The following is a 20,451-nucleotide window of genomic DNA, read 5'->3' on the forward strand; positions in this document are numbered from 1 at the left end:
CCGGTGACCCGACCCGATACCGATCTGATCATCGCTGGCGGCGGTCTTGCGGGTGCCACCCTGGCATTGGCGCTGGCCAAAGTAGTGCCGTCTTTGCGGGTGACCGTGGTGGAGGCTTTTCCGTTGTCTCCGGACGCGCTGCCAGACAGTTATCAGCCCAGTTACGATGCCCGCTCCACGGCGCTGGCCTGGGGGTCCCGGCTGATCTTCGAAGAACTGGGGTTATGGTCGCGGTTGTCCCGGCACGCCACCCCGATCGAACACATCCACGTGTCCGACCGAGGCCGCTTCGGCGCGACCCGGCTGCATGCCGCTGAGCACCGTCAGCCTGCGCTGGGCTATGTCGCGGATAACCGCTGGATGGGCCTGTGCCTGATGCGGGAGTTGTTGGATACCAACGTGCAGTGGCAAGCGCCCGCTGAGGTGGTGGATATGATGCCGCTGCCTGAGGGCGTGAGGGTGTTGATCAAATCCGGCGAAGAGACCCGCGAGCTGACGGCGCAGTGCCTGGTAGTGGCCGATGGCGGTCGCTCCGGCCTGCGGGAAACCCTGGGCTTCCAGGCTCGCACTCACGATTACGGCCAGAATGCCCTGATCGCCAACGTATCCACGGCTGAGAGTCACCGCTTTTCCGCCTTCGAACGCTTCACCGACGCGGGCCCTATGGCGCTTTTGCCACATGGCTCAGCCTCTCGTGCGGGTCATCAGTCTGCCTTGGTCTGGACTTTGTCAGACGAGGCGCTTGACGAGGTCCTGTCCCTGTCTGATGACGACAAATGCCGGCGTTTGCAGGATCGCTTCGGCTGGCGTCTGGGGCGGTTTACCCGCATCGGTGCCTGCAACTCTTACCCGTTGAAACTGACCACCGTGGATGAACCGGTCCGGCCGGGTGTTGCCCTGGTGGGCAACGCCGCTCACGCCCTGCATCCGGTCGCCGGGCAGGGCTTTAACCTGGCGCTGCGCGGGTTGATGACGCTGGTGGAACAGTTCCGGCTGGCGGTGGCGCAGGGGGTTCCCATCGGAGATCTGGGCGTCCTGAGCCGCTACCAAACTCTACACCAGCAGGACTGGCAGCAAACCGTGCAGTTCTCCGACTCACTGATCCGGCTCTTTGGCGAATCCCTGCCACCGCTGGCGGCGGCCCGGGATGCCGGCCTGGTCGGGCTGGATCTGCTGCCGGGGGCCAAACGCTGGTTTGCCCGCAAGGCCATGGGCATCGGCGGCCGCCGCGCGGTGATTGATCACCCGGTTGGTGCCAACAGGGAGCCCACGAACCATGAGTGAGCCGCGGACGTTCGATATCCTGGTGGTTGGGGGTGGCATGGTGGGTTCCGCCCTTGCGTTGGGTTTGTCGCGGCAGGGCTGGCACGTTGGCCTGGTCGAGGGCAGCGAGAGACAGGCGTTGCTGGCAGCGCCCGCACCGGCGGATTGTGTGGAAAAGTTTGAACCCCGTGTCAGCGCCATTTCCGTGGCCAGTCAACGTTTGCTGGAAGATCTGGGTGCCTGGCCGGCCATCACGGCTGGTCGTTATTGTCCCTACCAGACCATGACCGTGTGGGACGGCGACGGCACGGGCCGTATCCAGTTTGACGCGGCGGAACTGCAGGCACGGTCCCTGGGGACCATCATGGAAAACCGGCACATCGTGCGGGGATTGTTTGCTGCGCTGGCGGAGAGCGCTGTCGAGCTGATTGATGGGGTAAACGTGAGCGGCTGGCGGCAGGGTGACAGCCGGTCCGGGGGGCAACATGGTGTCGATCTGGCAGACGGCACCGCTCTGGCAGCGGATCTGGTGGTGGCCGCTGACGGCGCTCATTCACGATTACGTCAGTGGGTGGGTTTGCCCACCCGCGAATGGGATTATGAACAGCAGGCCATCGTATGCACGGTCAGAACCACCCAGAGCCATCGGTTCACCGCGTGGCAGAGGTTCTCGCCCACCGGGCCGCTGGCGTTCCTGCCCTTGCTGGCAGAGAACGGCGATGAACATTTCTGCTCGATTGTCTGGTCTCAGGATACCGAAGAAGCCCGCCGGCTGATGGCGTTGGATGACACTGCCTTCGCGCGCGAGCTGGAACGGGCGATTGAGCGTGAGCTTGGCGCTGTCGAGTCTGTTTCCCGCCGCTTTGCGTTCCCCCTGCGCCAGCGCCACGCCAAGAATTACATTGCCCCCGGATTTGCCCTGGTGGGGGATGCCGCCCATACCATCCACCCGCTGGCAGGGCAGGGTGCGAACCTGGGCTACGGCGATGTGCGGGCGTTGCTGGACGAGCTGTCTCGCGCCAGAAAGACCGGGCTCAGTGCCGCCGATGAGCTGGTACTGGCTCGCTATCAGCGCCGGCGCAAGGCGGACAATCTCACCATGATGGCCGCCATGGAAGGTTTCAAGCAGCTTTTTGCCCGCGATGAGTTACCTCTGCGCTGGTTGCGCAACACCGGCATGCGCTGGCTAAACCAGCTCGGCCCGGTGAAAAACCGGATCGCTGCCGAGGCGATGGGGCTGGATGCCTGAAACGCGGAAAAGACCATAGCGTCGTAACAACCGACATAGGAACATGTCATGGCTGGAAGTAGCCTACTTATACTGATCGACGACATCGCCACCGTGCTGGACGACGTCGCCCTGATGACCAAAACCGCCACCAAGAAAACTGCCGGCGTGCTCGGTGATGACCTTGCACTGAACGCGCAGCAGGTCACCGGTGTAAAACCGGCGCGGGAGCTGCCCGTGGTGTGGGCGGTTGCCAAGGGCTCGATGATCAACAAGGCCATCCTGGTCCCGGCTGCCCTGGCCATCAGTTTCTTTGTACCCTGGCTGGTGACGCCCCTGCTGATGCTTGGCGGTGCCTTTCTCTGCTTTGAAGGCTTCGAGAAATTGGTTCACAAGTTCTTTCACAGCCAGGAAGACGAGGCCCACAAGGCCGAGCTTCATGACGCCCTGAAAAATCCCGATGTGGACCTGAAATCGGTGGAAAAAGACAAGATCAAGGGGGCCATCCGCACCGACTTTATCCTGTCAGGGGAAATCATCGCAATCACCCTGGGTACCGTAAGCACGCAAACGTTTGGTATGCAGTTCATGGTGCTGACGGTGGTGGCAGTGATGATTACGGTGGGAGTTTATGGCCTGGTGGCGGGTATTGTGAAACTGGATGACGGTGGCCTGTATCTCAGTCGCAAGGACAGCGCTTTAGTCCGCGCGGTGGGCAACAGTATTCTCCGATTGGCACCGTTGATGATGAAAACCCTCTCGGTGCTGGGCACGATTGCTATGTTTCTGGTCGGCGGCGGCATTCTGACCCACGGACTGCCGCCGGTGTATGAAGCCATTCATCACGTCGCCGAAGGTGTCGGCGGTGGGGCCGGGGCGGTGCTTCCGACCTTCGCGGACGGCCTGTTCGGGGTTCTGGCAGGAGGCGTACTGGTGGCCATTATCACGCCGCTACTGAAATGGTGGCAGGCACGGTCCGCCTGAGCTAACGGCAGGCGTCGAACAACCGGCTGACCAGCACCGGAACCGCTGTTTCCACCCTCAGAATCCGCGCGCCGAGGTGCACGCTTTCGCACCCCGCCTCCTCCAGTTTGTCCACTTCGTAGTGGGTGAAGCCGCCTTCCGGACCGACGCAGAGGACGGCAGGTTGCTCCAGATAGCTGGGGCAGGGCGTTGCGGTGCCGGGGTGAGCCACCAGTGCTCGCTTTCCTTTCAGCAGTGCCGGCAATTCGTCTTCCACAAACGGTTTGAACAGTTTGCGGATGTTCACCGTGGGCAGCAGCGTATCTCTAGCCTGCTCAAGGCCGAGAGTCATGTTCTCCCGCAGGTGCTCCTCGGACAGCCAGGGCGTTTGCCAGAAGCTTTTTTCCACCTTGTAGCTGTTGATCAACCAGAGGTCTTTCACCCCGAGGGTGGCGCAGGTCTGCAGTACGCGGCGGAACATTTTCGGTCGCGGCATGGCCAGGATCAGCGTTAACGGCAGCGGCGGTGGCGGTGTTTCCATCAGTTCTACCCGAAGGTCGGCTCGGCTGGCGGTCAGGTTGAGCACCCGTCCGCTGCCAATGTTGCCATTGACTCGGCCCACGGGCACCAGATCCCCCTCCGCCACTTTCAGCACCTCATGGAGGTGGGTCAGCCGTCGGCCGGTGAGCACGGCGCGGTCAGCGGTGACGAAGTCTTCGTCAAACAGCAATGCCAAGTTCATTCGCCGGTCGCTTCGCCGGTTTCGGGGTGGTGTGCTTTTCGCACGGCAAGCCGGCTGAAGATAATGCCCATCTCGAACAGCAGCCACATCGGGACCGCCAGCAGGGTCTGGGAAATAATGTCGGGCGGCGTCAGTAGCATGCCGATGACGAAGCAACCCACCACGATGTAGGGCCGTTTCGCGGCCAGGTCCGCCGGGGTGGTGGCACCGGTCAGTACCAGCAGGATGGTCGCGATGGGGATTTCGAAGGCTATCCCGAAGGCAAAGAACATTTTCAGTACAAAGTTGAGATAGCTGGTGATGTCCGGCAGCTCGACAACACCTTCCGGGCCGATGGCGGTGAAAAAGCCGAACACCAACGGGAACACGACGAAATAGGCGAAGGCAGCCCCCAGATAGAACAGCAGTACCGAGGTAAACAGCAGCGGGAAGGCCAGGCGCTTTTCATGGGCGTAGAGCCCGGGTGCCACAAAGCTCCAGAGCTGGTACAGAATGACCGGAATGGCCAGGAACACAGCCAGTACCAGCGCCAGTTTCAGAGGCGCGAAGAAGGGCGAGGTGATGTCCGTGGCGATCATGGTCTGGCCGACTGGCAGCAAATCCCGCAGGGGCTGCGACAGCAGCAGGTAAAGCTCGTTGGCAAACGGGTAAATGGCGGCAAAGCAGATCACCACCGCCAATACCATTTTCAGCAGGCGATTGCGCAGCTCCAGCAAATGCTCTATCAGGGGCATGTCCGGTTTGGCGGTCGCAGAGTCCGGGTTGTTGCCGTCAGGCTTGTTGGTCATGAACGGGTATCCGGCGCGTCGTTTTCGGAGCTTTCACCACCGGAGGCTGGCTCGCGGATGGCGGGTGCTGGCTTGGGCTTGCGGGCCTGATCGTTCGGTACAACCATGTGCTCGTACTTTTTGGCTTCGTCGAGGGCACCGCGTACACTTTTTTCGACGTCATCCAGGCCGATGTCGCCAGCCTTGCGCAACTCTTCCCGCAGCTCTTCCGCCTTTAACTGGCGGTCCAGTTCGGTGGTGAACTGGCTGACCATGCGGCGGGCACCACCAATCCAGCGCCCGGCCGCCCGGGCAGCCGTAGGCAGCCGTTCGGGGCCAAGTACCAGCAGTGCGATGACACCGCAGATCAGCAGTTCGACAAAGCCGATATCAAACATTCAGCTCAGTCTCAGCCAGTGGTTTTGTCCCGGGGCTTTTCTTCCGCGCTGGCCTGGTAGGCCGCTGGCTCGTCTTTGCCTTCAAGGGAGTCCTGGCCAGAGGGTTTGCTTTCCTCGTCGCCGATGGACTTCTTGAAACCGCGGATCGCACCGCCCAGGTCACTGCCGATGTTGCGCAGTTTCTTGGTTCCGAACAACAGCACGACGATGCCGAGCACAATAAGAAGTTGCCAGATGCTGATACCCATGACGGGGTCCTCATTTAAATGTGTCTGTCACATGACATTGTACGTTACCGGGCCAGTGTAGCGGAAACTCATGCCGGGATGCTTGCCAATCATTCGCTGCGGGCTGCTTTCTCGTCCAGACCTGACAGGTCGAATCGGCGCGCGAGCTCCTCCAGTACGTCCTCGGGGCCGAGGCCAAGGCGCGACAGCATCACCATGCTGTGAAACCAGAGGTCCGCCGTTTCCATGACCACGTCCCGGGTCTCGCCGCTGTGTTCCGAGTCTTTCGCGGCAAGCAAGGTTTCCGTGCACTCTTCGCCCACTTTTTCCAGAATCTTGTTCAGGCCCTTGGCGTGCAGGCTGGCCACGTAAGACGTGTCAGGGTCTGCCGCTTTTCTGGCTTCCAGTACCTGGGCAAGCCGCTCCAATACGTCACTCACTGTGTTCGCTCCCGTTGGCCGGTCCGTAGATGCTTTGGGGGTCTTTGACCACCGGGTCGGTGGTGACCCATTGTCCGTCCTGAAATTTTCGATAAAAGCAGCTGCGCCTTCCGGTATGGCAGGCAATGCCGCCTTTTTGTTCCACCTTCAGCAGAATAACGTCTTCATCACAGTCGAGGCGGATTTCGTGCACGACCTGCTGATGCCCTGAGGTTTCACCCTTACGCCACAGTTTGCCCCGCGAGCGGGACCAGTACACGGCGAAACCTTCTTCGCTGGTCAGTTGCAGGGATTGCCGGTTCATCCAGGCCATCATCAGAATGTCACCAGTGGCGGCGTCCTGGGCGATGGCGGGAACCAGCCCGTCGGCGGTCCAGCGAATGGTATCCAGCCAGTCAGGGCTGTCGATTTTGGATGATGTATCTTGCATGTCTGTGAATCCTGAAGAGGTTACCGGCTGCCTCTGGCCACCAGGCCAGCCGCCACGGCGAGCATGGCCCAGCCCCACGGCGGCAGGGTTTGTGCCAGGGCCGGCAGTTCGTAATGGGCGCTGACCCAGGCACCCGCCACCAGTGCGGCTGCAATCAGGGTTCGTCGCCAGCGTTTTTCTGCCCGTTTCTGGTTGTCCCGGAGAAGTGCCAGTGTAGCGCGATTCTGTTCCTCGGTGGGACCGGCACTGCGCAGCTGTACGAGCGCATCGTGCACCAGTTGCGGCATTTCCGGGGATTGCTCAAGCCAGGCGGGCAGGTGCGTCTGCAAGGATTTTATCAATCCGGCCGGGCCAATGCGCTTCCGCATCCAGGTTTCAAGGAACGGCTGGGCGGTGCTCCACAGGTCCAGGTCGGGGTAGAGTTGGCGGCCAAGGCCTTCCACATTCAGCAGGGTTTTTTGCAGCAGCACCAGTTGGGGTTGCACTTCCATGTTGAAACGCCGGGCGGTCTGGAACAGCCGTAGCAGGAAGTGGCCGAACGAAATGTCCTTCAGCGGCTTCTCGAAGATCGGCTCGCACACGGTGCGGATGGCGGCTTCGAACTCGTTCACGCGGGTGTCCGGCGGCACCCAGCCGGATTGGATATGCAATTGCGCCACCTGACGGTAATCACGGCGGAAGAAGGCGAGCAGGTTGCGCGCGAGGTAGCTTTGATCGTCCGGGGCGAGGGTGCCGACAATGCCGAAATCGATGGCGATGTATTTCGGGTCCGCCGGGTTGCTGACGTCCACAAAGATGTTGCCTGGGTGCATGTCAGCGTGGAAGAAGCTGTCGCGGAAGACCTGGGTAAAGAAAATTTCCACGCCCTTTTCCGCCAGCAGTTTCATGTTCACGCCGGCTTCCCGCAGCGCAGCAACGTCGGCAATGGGAATGCCGTGAATACGCTCCATCACCAACACGGTTTTGCGGGTGTAATCCCAGTCAATGTAGGGGATGTAGATCAGCGAGGAGTTGTCGAAGTTACGGCGAAGCTGGCTGGCGTTGGCGGCTTCCCTCTGCAGGTCAAGCTCGTCGTGGATGGTGGAGTCATAGTCGGCCACCACCTCAACCGGGTGCAGGCGTTTGCCTTCGGACCAGTACTTCTCCAGCACGCCCGCCATCAGGTACATCAGGGCAAGGTCCTGTTTGATGACCCGATCAATACCGGGGCGCAACACCTTGACCACGACTTTCTGACCGTTGGGCAGGGTAGCGGCGTGCACCTGCGCTACGGAAGCCGAGGCCATGGGGTCGGGAGAGAATTCGGTAAACAGTTCGGAAACAGGGGCACCCAGGGATCGCTCAATAATGTCCCGGGCGGTGTCACTGGGGAACGGCGGTACCCGATCCTGAAGGTGTTTCAACGCTTCCGCCATGTCGTCGGGCAACAGGTCTCGCCGTGTTGACAGAATCTGCCCGAATTTGACGAAGACCGGCCCCAGTTCCTCCATCGCCAGGCGCAGGCGGTCGCCCCGGCTCAGCTTTGGCTTCGGAAACAGGTGCCAGGGTGCCAGCAGGAACAGCACTTTGAGTGGTCCGGGCAGTTCCGCCAGCGGCAGGAAAGTGTCGAGCCGGTAACGGCAAAATACCCAGGCGATTCGGAACAGGCGTAGCAGGCGGGTCACGGTGTCTCCGGTGGCTCGGCGTTGGTGGGGCGTTCCAGCAGGCTGAGGCGAGCCTCCAGCCTGTCAGTCTGCAGGCTTAACTGGTCGATGTCTTCGAAGGTGGCTTCCAGTTCACGGCGGCCGGGCAGGGTTCGGCTTTCTTCGTGCACGTATTCTTCGATGTTGGCGTTCAACACCGAGAACGCCTGCCGGCTCCATTTCACCGCGCCGCGAATGCGTTGGCCAATAAAGTGCGCGGGCACATCGCCGAGGTGCGTCGCCAGCGCCGCCTCCCAATCGGGGTCGAGCTGGTTGAGGGCGCGCTGAAACTGATGCGCCAGGGCGGCGTCACCGGTGACGTCAATCCTGCCCTGCTGGAACACCTGGTCGTCACCGCCGGCCAGCGCGGCAAAGGCCATGGGCTTGCCGGTAAGCTCCAGGGCGGCGGTCTCGGCAGGCTGACTACTGACACACACCCGGTCATGGTTCTGGATCAGGGTAAACGTGAGGTGCAGGGGCGCGGTGAGGGTGAATTGCACCGGGCCGGTCAATGCGCCGAGTAGCGCCTTTCGGCCTGCGGGGTCTAGCTCGAGGGCGCGATTTAACGCGCCCTCGACCACGGCCGTCATCGCAGAAAGCAGGGTGGGCCCCGGAAACATCAGGGCTTGATTCCCACGTGCAGGGCCACGATGCCGCCGGTCATGTTGTAATACTTGCAATTCACCAGCCCGGCCTGCTCCATCATGCCTTTGAGGGTGTCCTGGTCCGGGTGCATGCGAATGGATTCCGCGAGGTATTTATAGCTTTCACTGTCGCCGGCAAACAGCTGGCCCATCAGCGGCAGGGCGTTGAAGGAATACATGTCGTACGCTTTGTTCAGCAGCGGGTTGGTGGGCTTGGAGAATTCCAGCACCATCAGTTTGCCACCCGGCTTCAGGGTACGCGTCATGTCCCGCAGGGCCTGATCCTTGTCGGTGACGTTGCGCAGACCAAAGGCGATGGATACGGCGTTGAAGCTGTTATCCGGGAACGGCAGGTGTTCGGCGTCCGCCTGGACGTAGTCGATGTTGCCGGCATAACCCCGGTCCATCAGCCGGCCACGGCCGACCTGCAGCATGGAGGCGTTAATGTCGGCGAGCACCACCTTGCCGCTGGTGCCGACCAGATCGGAAAATTTCATGGTCAGGTCGCCGGTGCCGCCGGCGATATCCAGTACCTGATGGCCCGGGCGAACGCCGCTGAGCTCAATGGTGAAGCGCTTCCAGAGCCGGTGGACGCCCATGGACATGAGGTCGTTCATCAGGTCGTATTTGCCGGCCACACTATGAAAAACCTCGGCCACCTGGCCGGCTTTCTGGGTTTTCGGCACGTTGCGGAAACCGAAGTGGGTGACATCGTCCTGCGGGGTGCCGGCCTGTTTGTCATTGGCTGGCGTCTGTTGCTCGCTCATGGGGGTGTCCTGTCAGAAGCTGAACCCCGTATTCTAACGGTTAGGGGGGTAGCTACAAGCTTATTACCCCCTTAAACTATAAAACCGCCCATTTTTTAAGAGAGCGTGTATTCATGTCAGTGATTGATGTTCATCGTGCCCATTCCATGGATAAAGAACACGCCCGTCAGGCGGCCGAAACTCTGGCTGAGGACCTGTCAAAGCAGTTTGATGTGAATTATCAGTGGGAAGGGGACGTACTGCGCTTCAAACGCAGTGGCGTGAAAGGCCAGCTCAATATCACCGAAGACGATCTGCACATCCACCTTGAGCTGGGGATGCTGCTGCGCCCGTTCAAATCCCGCATTGAGCATGAAATTCACTCCCAGCTGGATCAGATTATTTCAGCCTGACCCACTGCGGAACTCACTGGGCGGGTGGCTTACAGATCTTCGGGAAGCCGGAAAGGTTGCGGGTGATGACTGAGAATGTTGGCCAGAACCTGCCGCTCCCGGGTGATCAGCCGCTCAATCAGCGCGTCTACCTCGTCCATTTGCCGGAAGGCGGAATACCCGCGATGCAGAAAGCTGTGCAGGTCACCCAGATCCGCCATGTCAGCGGGTCCCCGACTCATGCTGAGTAGCCAGCCCAGGGTGCGGTTGCGGACATAGCGGTCGAGCTGGTGGCCAACTTCCGCGACCAGGCTGATTTGCCGCTCCCGTTGCGCCGCCTGCCCGCTGGCGCGAAAAGCCCCGCAGTACTCTGCTGTCGACATCCGCTCGATAACAACGCCCCGGCACGCCAGAATGTCCGCCATCTCAAGGTCCAGCTGCTGGGTGACCAGGTTGAGCTCCACCAGCCCGGCGAAGGTGTCCAGCAGGTTGTCAGGGAGCCATTTCACCATCCTGGGAAAGACCCGGTCGATGTTGTCGTCGCGGCGAGTCATGCTGGCGGGGGCGTAAAGATCGGTCAGCAGGAATTCCAGCCCGGTATGGTAGCCGGGGTGCCGGTATAGGTCCTGATGAGTGGATCGCAGGCGCATGGCTTGCCATTCGGCCACCCGAAAGGTGTCATCGACGCGTGGGTGGTCCGATCTTCGGTGACGGAAATCGTGGTATTCCAGTAGCATTGCCTGCAGCCTGCGGGCGCTGTCTGACTGGACTTCGGTAGCGACAAGGCGCTCGCGGTACATGCGGGGTGCTCCGGTCAAGCTGGGTCGGAAAACCTGAAAGTTTACCGGAGCAGGTCGTCAGATGGCAGTGTCAGGCCTCTGCGGCGGTCGGTAGAGTGTCAAAGTCAGGCACCCATTCCTTGCTGTCGAGGGTTATGAAATGGCTGGGGGCCCCGGTTTCGACAATCCGCATGGTGGTCGGGCTCTGCCGGGCACTGGCCAGCATGGCGGTGCGGTCCAGGATGCGATCAACGCCGGGAATCAGGAAGGTACCGTAACGAACGTTGTTGTATACGTTGGTGTCGGTGCGTTCCATCCAGTCCATGATGTTTTCGATGTTCCGTACGATGGTGAGGTGATCCTTGGTCGCCGAGAACAGTTTGCCCAGCAACTGTTTTTTGCGCGGATTCATGCGGCCAAAAAACGTCTGGCCGTAGGCTGAGGACGGTGCGGTGTTGATCAGGCGGATCAGCCAGGGCCACATACCGTGACCTACCGGCTCCAGTATGGTGGTAACCAGTGCGTGGAGCTTGGCCTGGGGCAGTACCGGGGCCTCCAATACCACCTCGACCTTCTCGTAGAGCTCCGGCCACTGATGAATGGCCTCAAGGATGACAGCCCCGCCTCGGGAGTGACCGTGAATGCGGATATTGTCAGTGCCCGGAAGATTCGCCATGGCCTGATTCAGAATGCACGCATCATACTCAATGGTGCCTTCAAGGTGTTTGATCGGCACTTCCCAATCCGGTGTTTCCGGCGTCACGCCGTTGACCGGAATGTGGTAATTGCTACAGGTCAGCAGAATCAGTTCGGTGGTAGGCGCGTCGTAAGCCTGAGTGAAATAGCAATGGTTCTCGAGGAAGCCGTGAACCCCGATCACAGTCTGCTCCGCCTGGCCGCTGTGATTGCGGACAGACACCGCCCCTTTGCCCACACGGTACACTCGCCCCGAGAACATCTCGGAGTAAGCGCTTTCAATCGGTTTTATCAGTTTGCGAATGTGGCTCGCTTTCATGACCGCTCTCCCGTCAGCACCGTTAACAACTGCTCTTGGTATGGGTGTGTGCCGATAGTGACTGTTGTATCGCGATTGCCGGCTCGGGGTATTGGCGCTGGATACTTTATTTACGAAGGTCCGCAGCCAATAGCCTGTCTGGTTTCCCGAAAACACGCTGGTTTCTGGTCATAACCATTCCATTAACTGTTATAACCAGTATAGGGGTGAAGGGTTACGTACGTGTAATTTTTTGTAACGACGGTCGAGAGGGCGTTGTATGGAGAAGGGTTGGGTTGTCTGGCACAATGCAGAATTCGCCCATTATCAAGCGGTCGGTGTACGCACTCCCCCCTCTATCCCAAGGACAGCCAGGTTTGAACCAAGAGGACTCACATCTCCTGTTACCTGCGGATTCGGCATGGCTGGCTCTGGAGCGACCTGAAAACCCCATGACCATTACCGTCATGCTGCGGGTGGAGGCGTTGACGGAAAGCCGCCTGCGGGAGTTCCTGGCCGTCTACTGGCTGGCCTGGGAACGGTTTCGGTACCTGCCCGTTCGTCGTGCGCCCGGTTGGTGGTGGGAACAGGACCCGGTATTCGACCTCAAACACCATTGGCAGGTTTCGCCACAGCCGTTTGACGCCGCCGAGCTTCAGGACTGGGTATCGGCACGCCTTAACCAGCCGCTGGCCACTTATCGGCCGCTGTGGAAGTTCTGGCTCGCGCCCAACGCTGAGGGTGGCGCGGCGCTGATACTGCGCATGCACCACTGTTACGCCGATGGCCTGTCTCTGCTTGACGTGTTTGAACGCATCTGCCCGCCGTCGCCCTGTCAGCAGCCGGCAATTTATGGCAGCCCGGAGACGGCGGATCTGAAACGCTGGACTGTTGCGGCCGGTACCTGGCTAAAGAATCTGATTGGTGACGAAGTGAAGGCCGCGTCCGGCGACCGCTCAGGCAATACTGACGGCTCAACTGAAGGGGCGTCCGGAAGTCTTGAGGGTGCGGGGCGAGTGGTTGAGCGGGTGGCTCACTCTGGTTTGAAGCTGGTCAACGAAGTGAGTCAGTTCCTGATTGAGCCGGAAGATTCTCCCTCCTCCCTGAAACGCCCTCTGCTGGGTCGGCGACACTGTTGCTGGTCGACCCCCGTGGAACTGGCCCGGTTCCAGAGCATTGCCCAGGCGACCGGCGTCACCATCAACGATGTGTTGCTCAGTTGTGTTGCCGCAGCGGTGCGGCAACAACTGGTTGCGGATGCCACCGAGGTGGACGAAGCCGTTCTCCACGCCGCTGTGCCCGTGGATATCCGCGCTCAGCTACCGGCCGGCATCAAGCCAGAGGCCGGTGCGCTGGCCAACTGCTTTGGCACAGTCTTTGTGCCGTTGCCTGTTGACGGTGAAAGCTCGCTGGAACGCCTGTACCGGATCAAGCACGAAACCCGACGCCTGAAGAAAAGCTGGCAACCGGGAATCGCCTGGGGCCTGGCCGCCAGCGCGTCACTGGTGCCCGAGCCCTGGTGCCAGCCGGTGGCTGACCTGTTCTACCGCAAGGCCAGCGCGGTGGTGTCCAACGTGCCGGGCTCCCGCGAACAGCGCTATCTTGCAGGTTGCCGCATCACCGAACAAATGTTCTGGGTGCCCCAGGCCGGAGATATCGGCCTGGGTGTGAGCATTGTCAGTTACGCCGGAAACGTCCAGTTCGGGGTGGTTGCCGATGAGGCTGTGCTGGCGTCACCGTCTCGATTCCTGGCGGATTGCCTGGCAGAGCTGGAAACCTTTGTTCGGTAACATTGAGAACGGTTATTCAACAAGACAAGAGGTTGAGACGATGATATACGCACAACCAGCAAACCAAGTGCGGGCTGGTGAACTACGACACCAGCCCGCCAGGCTTCTTCTAGGATCCGCAGGCCAATCTCATCGAACAGCCGGGTGATCCCGGCTGTTCGCCCACCGTATTGTCTATTCAAGGTCTACACTCATTCCTGAGAACCAATGAATTTCAGGAGAGTGCACCATGGCCACAACTGATAACGCTCTGACCAATCACGAAGTCACCATCTGCCTCGCTGGTGGCGCTGTCCTTGGCCCGTTCAATGCGACCTGGACCCAGGATTCCGGAGGCGATGTGCGCGAACTGGTGAGAGAGTACGACGGCTACCTGCAGGGTGAAAAGCAACGTCGTTTCAAGTTTCACCTGCACGATACCTACACCAACACCGTTCAGACACTGGTCCTTAATTTTGAACAGGTTACGGGTATTTGCGACCATGTGAGACTAAGATCCCACGGGTAGGGTTGAGATAAGTCCAATCCGTCAGCCACTGGAGAAGGAGACTGGCCATGAGTGACTTCAGAACGGAAAAAGACAGCCTCGGGGAGGTTCAGGTTCCGGCTGATGCACTCTGGGGCGCGCAAACCCAGCGAGCAATCGAGAACTTTCCCGTTAGCGGGCAGCCCATGCCTGCGGCGTTTATCGTGGCCGTCGCCAAGATCAAACGGGCCGCGGCCGAGGCCAACACCAGTCTCGGGTTGCTGGATTCCGACCTGCGCGATGGAATTGTGGATGCCTGTCTGCAGGTGATTGATGGCGGCCACATCGACCAGTTTCCGGTGGATCGGTATCAGACCGGGTCCGGCACCAGCACCAACATGAATGTGAATGAAGTGATCGCCTCACTGGCTGCCCGCGCTGGTGTGGAAGTGAATGCCAACGATCACGTCAATATGAGCCAGAGCTCCAACGATGTGATTCCGACGGCTATCCATGTCAGCGCCGTTACTGCGGTACAGCGCCGGCTTCTGCCTGCGCTGTCGCATCTGTGCGGTGTCATCTATGAGCGCGAGTCGCTGTTTTCCGAACAGGTTAAAACCGGCCGCACTCACCTGATGGATGCCATGCCGGTCACCCTCGGCCAGGAGTTGCGCACCTGGCGTGAACAATTGCTGGCGACCCAGAAACGGGTGGAGGCGGCCAGTGATGAGCTGTTGCCATTGCCTCAGGGGGGCACAGCGGTGGGCACAGGCGTCAACGCCCTGCACGAATTCCCGGAGCAGTTCGCCAAGTTCCTGCGCAGCAACACCGGGTATCACTTCCGCCCTCTGGAGCACAAGTTTGTCGCCCAGAGTGCGGTAGACGCCCCGGTGGCTTTGTCGGCGCAGTTGCGGGGTGTCGCTATTGTGCTGACCAAGATCGCCAATGACCTGCGCTGGATGAACAGTGGTCCGATTCACGGCCTTTCGGAAATCAGCCTGCCGGCCCTGCAGCCTGGCAGCAGCATCATGCCCGGCAAGGTCAACCCGGTGATTCCGGAGTCCGTCGCTATGGTCAGTGCGCAGGTGATGGGGCTGGACAACGCCGTTGCCGTGGCGGGCCAATCCGGTAATTTCCAGCTGAACGTCATGCTGCCGCTGGTCGGTGCCAATCTTCTGGATATGGTCGAGCTGTTGAGCAACGCGGCCCAGATGCTGGCGGACAAAGCCATCAAGGGTTTCACGGTGAACGCGGATAACCTGAATGACGGGGTAGGCCGGAACCCGGTGTTGGTGACGGCCCTGAACCCGGAAATCGGTTACGAACTGGCGGCTGAGATTGCCAAGGAAGCCTACCGCACGGGGCGACCGGTGATTGATGTGGCCGAGGAACGCAGCGGGCTGGACCGGGACCGCCTGGAAAAACTGATGGCCCCGCTAAAGCTGACCCGCGGCGGGGTTGCCTGAGCCGGAGGCCGACGAACGTGATTCTGGCGTTGGAGTTGTTTGTGATGCTGGTGCTGGCTAACGGGGCCCCAGTGGTTGCACGAAAAGTGTTTGGCCCGGTCTGGTCGGCACCGGTGGATGGCGGAAGGCTCTGGCGAGATGGTCAGCCGATGCTGGGCAAAAGCAAAACCTGGCGTGGCGTGGTGTTCGGAACCCTGAGCTGCGGCCTGTTTGCGATGGCTGTCGGGCTGGGGTTGGTGTTTGGTTGTCTGTTTGGAGCCCTGGGATTGACTGGCGACATGATCAGCAGCTTCATCAAACGCCGGAAAGGCATGCCATCCAGCGCTCGGGCGCTTGGGCTGGATCAGATTCCCGAGGCGGCTTTGCCGATTATTCTGGCCCTGTTCTGTTTACCTCTGGGATGGTTGTTGGCACTGGCGGTGGTGGTTCTGTTTACTTTATCTAACATCCTGTTGTCGCCGCTGCTGTTCCGGTTGGGGATTCGGCGCCATCCGCACTGATCCTTGGCGCAATCGTCTATTCCGGTCCCCGGGTCAGGGTGTGTAGGGTCACTTCCGGCGGGCAGTTCAGGCGAACGTTGATGACCGAGGTTCCAGAGCCCGGAGAGGTGTAGCCCTGCATGCCGTTCTGTCGCCAGTAGCCCCGGCCAAGAGAGCGTGGACAGTCGGAATCCAGGGTAACGGGAATGCCCCCGGGCAGGCAGATCTGACCACCGTGGGTGTGGCCGCACAGAAAAAGGTCGTAACCGGCGTGGGCGGCCTCACGAAAAATTTCCGGTGTGTGGCTGAGCAGAACACTGACGCCGCCCACCGGAATGTCATCGCCAGCCCGGTGAAGGTTGTGAACCTTGTAGAAGTGGGCGTCATCGACCCCGGACAGGTAGAGGTATTCGCCGTCTTTGTGGATGGCGTGATGCTCGTTCATCAGCAACCGATACCCCATATCTTCCAGCGCCGGCACCATTCGGACGCTGTCGTGGTTGCCGAGCACGGCGTAGGCGTCGCCGCGAATGGCGTCCCTCAGTTTGGCCATGCCCTCAAGAGCGGGCTCCACCGAACCCCACGTCAGGCAGCGGTAATCTCCGGTGAGCACGCACAGGTCATAGTCCAGTGGTGTGATCTGATCAATCACCGCCTCCAGGTTGGCCTCGTCCATATCGACGTGAAGATCGGTCAGGTGCAGTATGCGCAACCCTTCAAAGGGTGCCGGGAGATTGGGCAGGTGAAAGTGGTTACTGGCGGTGGTCAGTCGGCGGCTGTTATTCTGTCCGCGCCGAAACAGCCCGACCAGTTGCAGGCAAAAACGGATAAAGCGCGGTGCTGAAGCCCAGTTTTCGAGATGGAACGAATCGTGGTTCGTACCGAAGACCCTGGCTTCGGCTTCCCGCTCGATACCCAGCCGTTGGCGGGCATGAACCGGGCCCAGCCTCAGGCTCAGCCGGTACTCCAGTAACTCATCCTGACTTTCTGGTGTATGTGCCCTGGCGGTCATGTCTGATCCTGCGTTGCACGTTTTGGCAAACCCCAGTGTTCATTATGGTTGGCTGTGAGGGTGTTGCAACCGGATTGACACCAAGTTCATGTTCCATGTCATCGCGGTGACATTTTTGAGCGACATTTTTATTGGAGCCTGTCCGTTATGAGCCAGCCCCCGCCAAGTCACACCACCGATTCCCCTTGGCAGATATTTCTGCTGTTTCTCCGGTTGGGGCTGACCTCCTTTGGGGGACCGGCGGCACACCTGGGGTTTTTCCACGATGAGTTTGTCAGCCGCCGGCGTTGGCTTTCCGATGTTGCCTATGGCGAAGTGGTCGCTCTGTGTCAGTTACTGCCCGGGCCCGCCTCCAGCCAGGCGGGTCTGACGTTGGGGTTCCTGCGTGGCCACTATCGGGGCGCGGTGGCAGCGTGGCTGGGGTTTACTCTGCCCTCGGCGGTGTTGATGGCGCTGTTTGCCCTCACCCTGACGTTTTGGCCCAACGCGGCCGACGGTGGCTGGGTGGCGGGTCTCAAACTGTTTGTGGTGGCCGTTGTCGCACAGGCCGTGTGGCAGATGGGGCAGACCCTGTGCCCGGATGGGCCGCGGCTCGCGATTGCCGCGCTGGTTGCAACGGTGTTGCTGACGGTCGGCGTCGTCTGGATGCAGGTACTGGTACTGGTGTTGGCAGGGGCCGCCGGCGTGCTGCTGAAGTTGCCTGGCCGCTCAGGCGAGAGCGCCTTGACGGTGCCGGTACGATCTCGCAAGCCGATGGCGTTTGCCGTTGTGTTTCTGGTGTTGCTGGCCGTCTCCCTGGTACCCCAACAGGCCGGTACGCTGGGGTGGATCGGTGCGGAGCTCTACCGCGCCGGGGCGCTGGTGTTTGGCGGCGGCCATGTGGTGCTGCCGTGGCTGCAGGAAAGTTTCGTTGGCTCGCATGCCATGCCGGCCGACACCTTTTTGGCCGGGTACGGGGTGGCACAGGCCATGCCCGGCCCGCTGTTCAGTTTTTCGGCGTTTCTGGGTATGGCGCAGGGGAGCTGGGCCGGTGCGGTGCTGGCGGTGCTGGCGGTGTTTTTGCCGGGAACCTTGCTGGTCTTTGCCGGTCTTCCCCTGTGGGCATGGGTGCGTACCCATGCCATGGTCCGTGCCGCACTGACCGGGGTGAATGCGGGTGTGGTCGGGCTGTTACTGGCGGCACTCTACGACCCGCTATGGACGTCTGCGGTGCACTCCTCGGGAGGGCTGGCGTTCGTACTCGTGGCTTGGGTGTGTCTTGCGATCTGGCGCATACCGGTGTGGGTACTGGCACCGGTGAGTGCTTTGGCGGGTCAGTTGTTGTTCTGAACCCCTGCCCAGCAGTAAAGGTTGGAAAATCGTAGGTTGATCGCCACACTGGTAATATTCAAGTTTGATCCGACAGGTAGAGACGATTATGACGACTTCATGCAATGTGCCGGGGCTGGATGTACCCCGGAGCCGCTTTCCTGATCCGGAGCAGGACCTGCAAGACACGTCGGCGGAAGCTAACGTAGTGCTGGGCGGCGGGTGCTTCTGGTGCGTTGAAGCCGTGTTTCTCGCTATGGAAGGGGTCACCGGGGTTCAATCAGGCTATGCCGGTGGCCGCCCGGAAACTGCGAACTACGACGCCGTATGCACCGGCCAGAGCGGGCACGCAGAGGTCGTGAAGGTCTTTTATCAGCCGTCAAAGGTCAGCTTCGGCCAGTTGTTGAAAGTGTTTTTTTCCGTCGCCCACGACCCCACCCAACTGAACCGTCAGGGCAATGACCGGGGCACGCAGTACCGCTCTGCCGTGTTCTATGAAAACCCGGAGCAAAAGCGGGTGGTGGAGGCGTACATTCGTCAGCTTGAAGAGGCCACGGTGTATCCGCAACCGTTGGCAACGACGCTGGAGCCGCTTGCAGAGTTTTTCCCGGCGGAAGCCTACCACCAGAATTTTGCGGCACAGAACCCCCATCAGCCGTACATCATGGCGGTGGCGGCTCCCAAAGTGGAAAAGCTGGTGGCCACGTATGAAGACTACCTCAAACCCGAATACCGCAACGACGACACAGCCTGAGGAGGTTGGTATGAGTGTTTCTGCAGCCGGATACGACCTGACCCCGCTGACGCCCTCCCAGGTGGATGAGCTGGCGGTGGATCTGTCGGAGGAAGAGCGGCGGGTATTGCTGAACCACGGCACCGAACATCCGTTTTGTGGCACCCTGCTCGACAACAAAAGCGCGGGCGTTTACCACTGCCGGCTCTGCGACTTGCCGCTGTTCAGTTCCGATTCCAAGTTTGATTCCGGCACCGGCTGGCCCAGTTTCTTTCAGCCCTTTGACACGGACCATATCCGCTATCTTGAAGATGGCAGCCTGGGCATGGCCCGTACCGAAGTTCGCTGCCCCCGGTGTGATAGTCACCTCGGGCATGTATTCCCTGATGGGCCACCACCCACGGGGCAGCGCTACTGCCTGAATTCCATTGCCATGGTGTTCCGGGAGAACCGGTAGTTCTTCGCGTCCAGTGCGGGTGCTGTACTCTTTAGGTTACTCTCTAAATTACTCGTCAGACCCGTCAACTGACGATGATGGTCGACGCCAGGTACCCGGTATAGCCAATGTAGGTGATCATAAGCAGTGCGCCGTCTGGCCGGCTGATCAGCTTGCGCTTCCCGGTAATGCCCACGGCCATCAGCAACAGGCCCAGGGTGAGCGCGGCCATCAGTGTCCAGTCGCGGTAAAGCACTTCCGGGTCCACGGTTAGTGGCTCAATGACCGCCGCCAGACCCACCACCGCCAGGGTATTGAATATGCCGGACCCGACGATATTGCCCAGAATAAGATCGTGCTCGTTCTTCTTGACTGCCGCCAGCGCGGACGCCAGCTCTGGAAGCGATGTGCCGATCGCGACAATGGTCAGGCCGATGATCAGGTCACTGACACCCAGGCTCTGGGCGATGGTCACCGCGCCCCAGACCAACAGCCGCGAGCTGACAATCAGCAGGATCAGACCCACCACCAGCCAGATGATCGCCACTTTCAATGGCATCGGGTGGGCGACCAGTTCGGCATCGGTCTCGCTGGTCAGGTTGTCGTCCTTGCCGCGTATGCCCTGGAAGATTGACCAGCCCATGACCGCGGTAAACACCGCCAGCAATATCCAGCCATCCAGCCGAGACAACTGCCCGTTCAGCAGCAATGCGCCGGCGATGGCGGTCAGTACCAACAGCAGAGGCAATTCCTTGCGAATGACCTGAGAGTGCACTGCGATGGGCGCAATCAGGGCCGTGAGCCCGACAATCAAGGCAATGTTGGTGATGTTGGAGCCATAGCCGTTGCCCAACGCCAGGCCCGGATTGCCATCGGCGGCCGCCATGGCAGACACTGCCAGTTCCGGGGCCGAGGTACCGAAGCCAATGATGACCATGCCAATCAGCAATGACGGCATGCCCAAATGTTTGGCGGTCGCGGCCGCACCTTCCACAAAACGGTCAGCGCTCCAGACCAGAAGCACCAACCCCGCAACTATGGCTGCACCTGCCATCAACATAGATAA

General features: G+C 60.4%; 24 protein-coding genes. 11 read left to right on the top strand and 13 right to left on the bottom strand.

The genetic code is table 11. The annotated features are described in order from the left end of the window. Positions 1-3 precede the first annotated feature (3 nt). From ubiH to WD429_RS14465, 3 genes are read left to right on the top strand one after another with little or no spacing between them, the layout of a single operon-like run. Complete coding sequence (gene ubiH, locus WD429_RS14455) at positions 4-1,284, top strand: 2-octaprenyl-6-methoxyphenyl hydroxylase (RefSeq protein WP_368422886.1); 1,281 nt, start codon at positions 4-6, stop codon at positions 1,282-1,284. Then, on the top strand, positions 1,277-2,512 hold the full coding sequence (locus WD429_RS14460) for an FAD-dependent monooxygenase (protein WP_368422887.1): 1,236 nt from the start codon (positions 1,277-1,279) through the stop codon (positions 2,510-2,512). The genes ubiH and WD429_RS14460 overlap by 8 nt, the downstream gene beginning before the upstream one ends. A gap of 48 nt (positions 2,513-2,560) precedes the next feature. Next, positions 2,561-3,475 (top strand): DUF808 domain-containing protein, encoded by a 915-nt coding sequence (locus WD429_RS14465; protein WP_368422888.1) that lies wholly within the window; start codon positions 2,561-2,563, stop codon positions 3,473-3,475. Position 3,476: 1 nt separating this feature from the next. On the opposite strand, the gene WD429_RS14470 is transcribed toward WD429_RS14465, so the two are convergent. The 9 genes from WD429_RS14470 to ubiE all read right to left on the bottom strand — a co-directional run bounded on the left by WD429_RS14470 (position 3,477) and on the right by ubiE (position 9,551). After that, positions 3,477-4,196: a 16S rRNA (uracil(1498)-N(3))-methyltransferase gene (locus tag WD429_RS14470; protein ID WP_368422889.1), complete on the bottom strand. Its 720-nt coding sequence runs from the start codon at positions 4,194-4,196 to the stop codon at positions 3,477-3,479. Next, a complete protein-coding gene (gene tatC, locus WD429_RS14475; protein ID WP_368422890.1) occupies positions 4,193-4,984 on the bottom strand; it encodes a twin-arginine translocase subunit TatC in 792 nt (263 codons plus the stop codon). Before tatC ends, WD429_RS14470 begins: the two co-directional genes overlap by 4 nt. After that, positions 4,981-5,361, bottom strand: a complete 381-nt coding sequence (tatB, locus tag WD429_RS14480) for a Sec-independent protein translocase protein TatB (protein ID WP_368422891.1) — start codon at positions 5,359-5,361, stop codon at positions 4,981-4,983. The genes tatC and tatB overlap by 4 nt, the downstream gene beginning before the upstream one ends. A gap of 11 nt (positions 5,362-5,372) precedes the next feature. Continuing rightward, positions 5,373-5,609, bottom strand: a complete 237-nt coding sequence (gene tatA, locus WD429_RS14485; RefSeq protein ID WP_368422892.1) for a twin-arginine translocase TatA/TatE family subunit — start codon at positions 5,607-5,609, stop codon at positions 5,373-5,375. A gap of 89 nt (positions 5,610-5,698) precedes the next feature. Then, entirely contained in the window at positions 5,699-6,028 is a 330-nt protein-coding gene (locus tag WD429_RS14490) for a phosphoribosyl-ATP diphosphatase (protein ID WP_368422893.1), read from the bottom strand. Next, positions 6,021-6,458, bottom strand: a complete 438-nt coding sequence (gene hisI, locus WD429_RS14495) for a phosphoribosyl-AMP cyclohydrolase (RefSeq protein ID WP_368422894.1) — start codon at positions 6,456-6,458, stop codon at positions 6,021-6,023. Before hisI ends, WD429_RS14490 begins: the two co-directional genes overlap by 8 nt. 20 nt (positions 6,459-6,478) lie before the next feature. Beyond that, entirely contained in the window at positions 6,479-8,122 is a 1,644-nt protein-coding gene (ubiB, locus tag WD429_RS14500; protein ID WP_368422895.1) for a ubiquinone biosynthesis regulatory protein kinase UbiB, read from the bottom strand. Further along, on the bottom strand, positions 8,119-8,760 hold the full coding sequence (locus tag WD429_RS14505) for an SCP2 domain-containing protein (RefSeq protein WP_368422896.1): 642 nt from the start codon (positions 8,758-8,760) through the stop codon (positions 8,119-8,121). The genes ubiB and WD429_RS14505 overlap by 4 nt, the downstream gene beginning before the upstream one ends. After that, positions 8,760-9,551: a bifunctional demethylmenaquinone methyltransferase/2-methoxy-6-polyprenyl-1,4-benzoquinol methylase UbiE gene (gene ubiE, locus WD429_RS14510; RefSeq protein WP_368422897.1), complete on the bottom strand. Its 792-nt coding sequence runs from the start codon at positions 9,549-9,551 to the stop codon at positions 8,760-8,762. Before ubiE ends, WD429_RS14505 begins: the two co-directional genes overlap by 1 nt. 113 nt (positions 9,552-9,664) lie before the next feature. Here ubiE and WD429_RS14515 point away from each other — a divergent pair, with 113 nt between their 5' ends. Next, entirely contained in the window at positions 9,665-9,943 is a 279-nt protein-coding gene (locus tag WD429_RS14515) for a polyhydroxyalkanoic acid system family protein (RefSeq protein ID WP_368422898.1), read from the top strand. Between the two features lie 29 nt (positions 9,944-9,972). Here WD429_RS14515 and WD429_RS14520 read toward each other — a convergent pair whose 3' ends face one another. Together WD429_RS14520 and WD429_RS14525 are read right to left on the bottom strand one after the other, a co-directional pair. Continuing rightward, on the bottom strand, positions 9,973-10,722 hold the full coding sequence (locus WD429_RS14520) for a hypothetical protein (protein WP_368422899.1): 750 nt from the start codon (positions 10,720-10,722) through the stop codon (positions 9,973-9,975). A gap of 70 nt (positions 10,723-10,792) precedes the next feature. After that, entirely contained in the window at positions 10,793-11,716 is a 924-nt protein-coding gene (locus tag WD429_RS14525; protein ID WP_368422900.1) for an alpha/beta hydrolase, read from the bottom strand. A gap of 356 nt (positions 11,717-12,072) precedes the next feature. Between WD429_RS14525 and WD429_RS14530 the strand changes: the two genes are divergently transcribed. From WD429_RS14530 to WD429_RS14545, 4 genes are all read left to right on the top strand, one after another. Beyond that, positions 12,073-13,485, top strand: a complete 1,413-nt coding sequence (locus WD429_RS14530; RefSeq protein ID WP_368422901.1) for a WS/DGAT domain-containing protein — start codon at positions 12,073-12,075, stop codon at positions 13,483-13,485. A 229-nt stretch (positions 13,486-13,714) separates the two neighbouring features. After that, positions 13,715-13,993, top strand: a complete 279-nt coding sequence (locus WD429_RS14535) for a hypothetical protein (RefSeq protein ID WP_368422902.1) — start codon at positions 13,715-13,717, stop codon at positions 13,991-13,993. Between the two features lie 47 nt (positions 13,994-14,040). After that, positions 14,041-15,417, top strand: a complete 1,377-nt coding sequence (locus tag WD429_RS14540) for a class II fumarate hydratase (protein ID WP_368422903.1) — start codon at positions 14,041-14,043, stop codon at positions 15,415-15,417. 17 nt (positions 15,418-15,434) lie between these two features. Then, positions 15,435-15,917, top strand: coding sequence for a CDP-archaeol synthase (locus WD429_RS14545; protein WP_368422904.1), 483 nt, complete (start codon positions 15,435-15,437; stop codon positions 15,915-15,917). A 16-nt stretch (positions 15,918-15,933) separates the two neighbouring features. Here WD429_RS14545 and WD429_RS14550 read toward each other — a convergent pair whose 3' ends face one another. Continuing rightward, the gene (locus WD429_RS14550) at positions 15,934-16,908 is read right to left on the bottom strand and encodes a metallophosphoesterase (protein ID WP_368422905.1); all 975 of its coding nucleotides are present in this window, start codon (positions 16,906-16,908) and stop codon (positions 15,934-15,936) included. A 147-nt stretch (positions 16,909-17,055) separates the two neighbouring features. On the opposite strand from WD429_RS14550, the gene chrA reads away from it, so the two are divergent. From chrA to msrB, 3 genes are all read left to right on the top strand, one after another. After that, on the top strand, positions 17,056-18,237 hold the full coding sequence (gene chrA, locus WD429_RS14555; protein WP_368422906.1) for a chromate efflux transporter: 1,182 nt from the start codon (positions 17,056-17,058) through the stop codon (positions 18,235-18,237). 88 nt (positions 18,238-18,325) lie between these two features. Further along, a complete protein-coding gene (gene msrA / locus WD429_RS14560; protein WP_368422907.1) occupies positions 18,326-18,970 on the top strand; it encodes a peptide-methionine (S)-S-oxide reductase MsrA in 645 nt (214 codons plus the stop codon). Between the two features lie 10 nt (positions 18,971-18,980). After that, positions 18,981-19,406, top strand: a complete 426-nt coding sequence (msrB, locus tag WD429_RS14565) for a peptide-methionine (R)-S-oxide reductase MsrB (RefSeq protein WP_368422908.1) — start codon at positions 18,981-18,983, stop codon at positions 19,404-19,406. A gap of 64 nt (positions 19,407-19,470) precedes the next feature. On the opposite strand, the gene WD429_RS14570 is transcribed toward msrB, so the two are convergent. Beyond that, a complete protein-coding gene (locus tag WD429_RS14570; protein WP_368422909.1) occupies positions 19,471-20,445 on the bottom strand; it encodes a calcium/sodium antiporter in 975 nt (324 codons plus the stop codon). Positions 20,446-20,451 lie beyond the last annotated feature (6 nt).

Origin of the sequence: Marinobacter sp. (assembly GCF_040904845.1) — a bacterium.
Taxonomy (GTDB): Bacteria; Pseudomonadota; Gammaproteobacteria; order Pseudomonadales; family Oleiphilaceae; genus Marinobacter.